Source organism: Veillonella fallax, assembly GCF_020687175.1.
In the GTDB taxonomy this organism is placed as follows: domain Bacteria; phylum Bacillota; class Negativicutes; order Veillonellales; family Veillonellaceae; genus Veillonella; species Veillonella fallax.
Genome location: NZ_JAJEQD010000036.1, coordinates 1 through 5,461, shown reverse-complemented (window position 1 = coordinate 5,461; position 5,461 = coordinate 1). Strand labels below are relative to the sequence as shown.

The 5,461-nt window shown below is 41.3% G+C and carries 6 protein-coding genes; 3 read left to right on the top strand and 3 right to left on the bottom strand.

Features of this window, described 5'->3' with window-relative positions:
• Positions 1-488: 488 nt before the first annotated feature.
• The 3 genes from LKD20_RS09450 to LKD20_RS09440 are packed head-to-tail and all read right to left on the bottom strand — an operon-like array spanning position 489 to position 3,314.
• Positions 489-1,670 (bottom strand): metallophosphoesterase, encoded by a 1,182-nt coding sequence (locus tag LKD20_RS09450; protein WP_227721602.1) that lies wholly within the window; start codon positions 1,668-1,670, stop codon positions 489-491.
• Positions 1,671-1,686: 16 nt separating this feature from the next.
• Entirely contained in the window at positions 1,687-2,784 is a 1,098-nt protein-coding gene (gene mutY, locus LKD20_RS09445; RefSeq protein WP_227721601.1) for an A/G-specific adenine glycosylase, read from the bottom strand.
• Between the two features lie 8 nt (positions 2,785-2,792).
• On the bottom strand, positions 2,793-3,314 hold the full coding sequence (locus tag LKD20_RS09440) for an 8-oxo-dGTP diphosphatase (protein WP_227721600.1): 522 nt from the start codon (positions 3,312-3,314) through the stop codon (positions 2,793-2,795).
• A 117-nt stretch (positions 3,315-3,431) separates the two neighbouring features.
• Here LKD20_RS09440 and LKD20_RS09435 point away from each other — a divergent pair, with 117 nt between their 5' ends.
• The 3 genes from LKD20_RS09435 to LKD20_RS09425 are packed head-to-tail and all read left to right on the top strand — an operon-like array spanning position 3,432 to position 5,312.
• Positions 3,432-4,205, top strand: coding sequence for a DUF4931 domain-containing protein (locus LKD20_RS09435; protein WP_227721599.1), 774 nt, complete (start codon positions 3,432-3,434; stop codon positions 4,203-4,205).
• A gap of 54 nt (positions 4,206-4,259) precedes the next feature.
• Positions 4,260-5,072 carry a metallophosphoesterase gene (locus LKD20_RS09430; protein WP_227721598.1) on the top strand — a complete coding sequence of 271 codons (813 nt, stop codon included), beginning with the start codon at positions 4,260-4,262 and terminating at the stop codon, positions 5,070-5,072.
• A gap of 9 nt (positions 5,073-5,081) precedes the next feature.
• The gene (locus LKD20_RS09425) at positions 5,082-5,312 is read left to right on the top strand and encodes a hypothetical protein (protein WP_005385164.1); all 231 of its coding nucleotides are present in this window, start codon (positions 5,082-5,084) and stop codon (positions 5,310-5,312) included.
• The last annotated feature ends 149 nt before the right edge of the window (positions 5,313-5,461 follow it).

The following is a 5,461-nucleotide window of genomic DNA, read 5'->3' as shown; positions in this document are numbered from 1 at the left end:
TTCCTTTTCTCTAAGAATTTTTACCAACCCCCAGTTTAACTGGGGGTTTAGTCATGCCTATTCGGCGTACAATAAAAAGAAGTATTGTATTTTCATATACAATACCTCTTTTTGTTTGTAACCTATGATTTTCTAATATCTCACAAGTTTTATAGTCATTAACAGGATCAAAGATATGATAAAAACCATCTGTTTCGTACTTAGCAGTTCATAGGTCTCGTTAAATGTATTATTCTCAAATGCTTGTATTATCAGTATTTCTTGCTTACTGAATTCCAGGTATATATCTAAATGGCATCCAATTGCCACGAGTATTGCTATTTTGAGATATCCTTTATATAAATCCGCTGTCGTGGTGTGAATGAGAGAGATATCAAATAGCATGAGCACAATAATGCATATAAGAATTTTATGGATAAAGGATGTATTATACATGATTGTATCCCTATAATGAGCTCACTTTTATTCTAAGGAGCTCACCTTTATTTCTAAGCTACTCCGTCAAAGAATGTAATGACTGTAATTTCTCGTGGGCAGTTGATACGGATTGGGAACCAGTGACCTGAGCCGTTATTGACGTAGCACACGCTTTGTTCTTCTACGTAGCGACCTTTTGTATATGGTGTACCTGTTGGTACCAACGGCATGCCCATAAGGACAATTTGACCACCGTGAGTGTGACCAGAGAGGGTCAACGGAATTTTACGTTCAATGGCTTCTTCAAAGAATTCAGGGTGATGTGCCAATAGGATAACAAAGGCATAGTCCGGAATACCAGATAAAGCCTTATCGATCATAGCTTCACGTTTTTCTTTCTCTCGATCATTATCGTATGCAACACCTGCAATGTATACAGGTTGCTTACCACCCATAATTTGAATATTGCTATTCACAAGAATATTCATCGGTGTATTGTGTTTCAATTCGTCTAATACCTTATTTACGTCGTGATGGTACTCATGATTGCCCAAGATGAAATCAACACCGTCCGGAATTTGTTTTGCAAAGGTTGTTAATCTTTCACAGACTTGTGGTAACCAAGCGATTTTATCGATTAAGTCACCAGTGATAACAACGCGATTAGGCTTTTCTACAAGGGCTAGCTTTAAAATTTCATCAAGATCATCTAAATCGATGCTTGGACCAACGTGGATATCACTGAGTTGAACGATTTTATAGTCCTTTAAGCCAGGTGGTAAGTTCGTATACCCAAAGCTTTCATGAGTGACCTCAATCTCATGTTGACCTACATAGGCTGCATAACTAGAACCACCGATTGTTGCTAACGGCACCACTGTTGCTGCCGTTCTAAAGAAAGCACGGCGCCCTGTTCTATTTTCCTCTGGCGTTTTGCTCCAAATCTTATTAACCGCCCAGTATAACAAGCTGAGAACGATGAATACAGGAATAGCCAAGAACAAGCCAAAGAGAAAACCGTAGCTTTCAGTACGGAACATATTCATCAACGGATAATACATCGTTCCATATAGATCTACTTGATTGAGTATATAGTATCGAATGGCAGCGAACCACGCACCAATAATGATGATATAGCCTACCCAGGCAGGCCATTTCTTTTTAGGCTTCCACAAGTTGAGGAATAAAGCCCAAAATCCTACCAATCCTATTACGAGGATAGCAGAAAAAATGATATTAAATAGAATTCTCATTCATTGCTCCTACAAATTATTTTGCAATCTCCGTCAATTTACCATGAGGACCTGCCCAAGCATAATCGGCGAACTCATCGCGCTTGATGAGCATCCAATCCTTCGGCAATTGTTTTTGGATATCTGTAATCGTTATATTATTAGCATCTCCTACGTACGTTAAATCGCCGCGGAATGCTTTCATAAACCATTTTCGATGAGAGAAAATATGTGTTATCTCTTTTACTAATACTGGTTGCAAGGATAGTTCAAAACCTAGGGCCTTAACTAATGATTCAAGGCCTTGTTCTCCGACCTCAAAGGCAGATACCATTTCCACAGATGGGAATTCCCACATGGACCGTAACAGTCCACGGTTAGGACGTTTGTGCAATAGATAATAGTCTTTGTATTGCAAAATGCCCACAAACAGAGGTACCTCTACTACCTTTGTTTTCTTTATGCGTACAGGTAGTTTGTCAGTATCTTTATGTTGGTATGCTTCGCACATATTTACAATAGGACATTCTCCACAGCGTGGAGTTTTTGGAATGCACACAGCAGACCCAAAATCCATCAAGGCTTGGTTAAAGTCGCCAGGTCGGTCGTGAGGCAATGTTTCCTCTACGATAGCGGTTATGGCCTTCTTGCCTTTCGTGCTCAAAATATCGTCAAAGATGCGATACAAACGAGCATAAATGCGCAGTACGTTTCCATCTACAGCCACCTCTGGTTCGTTGTACGCCATGGATAACACAGCCCCTGCCGTATAAGAACCTACGCCCTTCAAGGACTCCATGGTCTTGCGGTCATGAGGCACGATACCACCGTAGTTTTCCACGACGTCCTTTACGCCAAGGCGCAAGTTACGAGCCCGGCTATAATAGCCAAGCCCTTGCCAAGCATGAACGACCTCATCTTCAGACGCTTTCGCCAAATCTTCTAAGGTTGGGAATAGACGCATCCAATTATCATAATAGGGCTTCATCGCCTCAATGCGTGTTTGTTGGCTCATCACCTCAGAAACCCAAACCTTATAAGGGTCTCCACAATCGCGCCACGGTAAATCCCGCTTATTCACATCATACCACGCTAATAGCTGTGGTACCCACTTGGGGCTCTTCTTATCAGTCATATTACCTCTTAACCATTAATATATAGATCAATGCGCGCCAAGTGTTCGCTTTCAAGAACGGTATCGACGGTGGTTAAATCCATTTTATCTACAGAGCTATTGTCTCGGCCAAATACGATAGGCCCTTTTAATTTCTTACCTTCTAGTAGCATCGGCAACCATTGGCGGTCACCATCCCACATGTGCTCGTATGGAATTTCATCTACTGTCAGCCAATGAGGCTCCATTTCGTCGGTTTCCTCTACATGGCCTGTGAAAGTACGCAAAAAGTACACGTAGCCCACATGTGTTAAGCTTTCATCAAAAGGAAATTGAAAATCAAAAGCCGCTACACATTCTAAATCTTCTGGGCGACCATGAAGGCCAGATTCCTCAAACAACTCACGGATGGCACAGTCTCGGAAGCTTTCACCAGCCTCGAGTTTACCACCAAATCCATTATATTTATCAGCCCCGAAACCGCGTTTTTTACGACCTAGCAATATACGATTTTGTTCATCAATAGGAAATACAAGCGTCGTCGGTTTCATAGAGCCTCCTTAATCATTTATATAATACCCTATTATTATACCATTATTTCATGTACGAATGGGCTAATTATGGTATGATTAAGAGTATAGATTTTCTTACGCGGAAGGAGGCACATGATGAATAAACCACTACGATTTAACATCGCACTTGGGCGCACTAAGCCTGTTAATATTCGGAACGAAGAAGTGCGCTGCCCCTTCTGTGATCGTTCAAAATTAACGGATATCCTAGATACATCGGGTCATATTATTTGGCTCATGAACAAATATCCTGTACTAGATAAAACATGGCCCACGGTTATTATCGAAACAGAAACGGATGAAGGTGAATTTTCCACCTTGCCTGCTGACGAAGCAGCTCGTATTCTCCAATTCGGCCTTGATAAATGGCGCGAAACACGACAACGTAAAGAGTTCAAATCCGTATTATTCTTTAAAAACCATGGCTATATGTCGGGTGGTTCCATTCGTCATCCTCACAGCCAAATCATAGGCCTAGAAGATTACGATTACCACGAAGATATTACAGCTAAAAATATGGACGGCTGGCTCTTGCACGAGGATCAAGATGTGCGCATCACCTTGTCCACGCAGCCTATCATTGGCTTCTTTGAGTACAATATACGCTTTAAACCAGATGCACCTGTGCGCTCCGTAGCGCTAAGATTACAACAAGTATTGCGTTATGTATTGCGCAGCATCGCCAATTATAGCCAGTCCTATAACTATTTTGTATATAATCTTGAGGACGGCTACGACTATATCAAGGTTGTGGCCCGTTATGTAACAACACCACTCTATGTGGGCTACAAAATTCCTCAAACTTGCGACGAAGAGCGCGCTGCAAAAATCATCCAAGACATTGCGCCGTACTTCCACGCGTCAAAATAGTTTTACTTATACATATTGTATCTAAATAATTTTGATATATTTGAAAGGATGTTTATGAAAGTATTTGCCATCGGCGATCTCCATCTATCTGGCAATCCTCCAACGAAGCCGATGGATATTTTTGGTCCCCATTGGGATAATCACTGGAGCCGCATCAAAGAAGATTGGATGGCCCGTGTAACAGACGAAGATATAGTCTTTCTCGTAGGTGACATAAGTTGGGCCCTTCGCCTTGACGAGGCAGCTTGTGACTTACAAGAAATTGCATCCATGCCGGGCAAGAAATATATGATCCGCGGCAACCACGATTACTGGTGGGCCTCTGCTAACAAGATGCGCAACCTCATGGGCGATGCTATCACCTTCTTGCAAGGTCACGGTACAGCACAGCTTATTCAAACAGAAAACGGCCCGTGCATCATTGCATTTGGTGGTACACGCGCCTATCTTTGCCCTGGGGACTCACATTTCACACCAGAAACAGACCAATCCATTTATGACAGAGAACTAATGCGCACCGAAGCAGCACTGCAAGAAATGGATAAAGCTATAGAAACACTAATAGAATCATTCGAATCAGAAACAAACTTGGATACTACGGACTCTGATAAAAACAATCCACCAACTATAGATATAGACAAGATACCAGTAACAAAAATCCTATTGTTACACTATCCTCCATTCAATGAATCCAATATGCCTTCCGGTTTTACAGATCTCATGGAGACATACAATGTAGATATGTGTATCTTTGGCCATTTACACGATCAAATATCCTTTAAACGTATTCCAAAGGAGTTTGGCTCCACAAAACTAGAGCTAGTATCTGCAGACTATCTAGACTTTAGACTAAAAGAAATTATGTAAGGAGAGACCATGAGTCGCATTCATAAAGAACATTTACAAGCGGGCTATATTTTTGGTGATACTATTAACCAAGAATATATTTACTTGCCCTCTGGTGAGGTAGGCACCGACCATCCGTTAGCAGTTCTGGAAACACCTACAAAGCGTGAGGACATTACATTGGACGAAGCAGTCCACATGATTGACACCCTTACGTTAAAGCGTTGTAGCCATCCTACACTAGGGAAAAAATCATTTTAATACTATAATGACACTAACAAATTAAGCGGGTAGATATCTACCCGCTTTTTGTATAGACTTATGTAGTTTTTAGGCTTATAGGACAAAAAGTGTTGCTATTTCAGTCCCAAAGATTGGTAAATAGGCGATCATAATTATGTAAATCACTC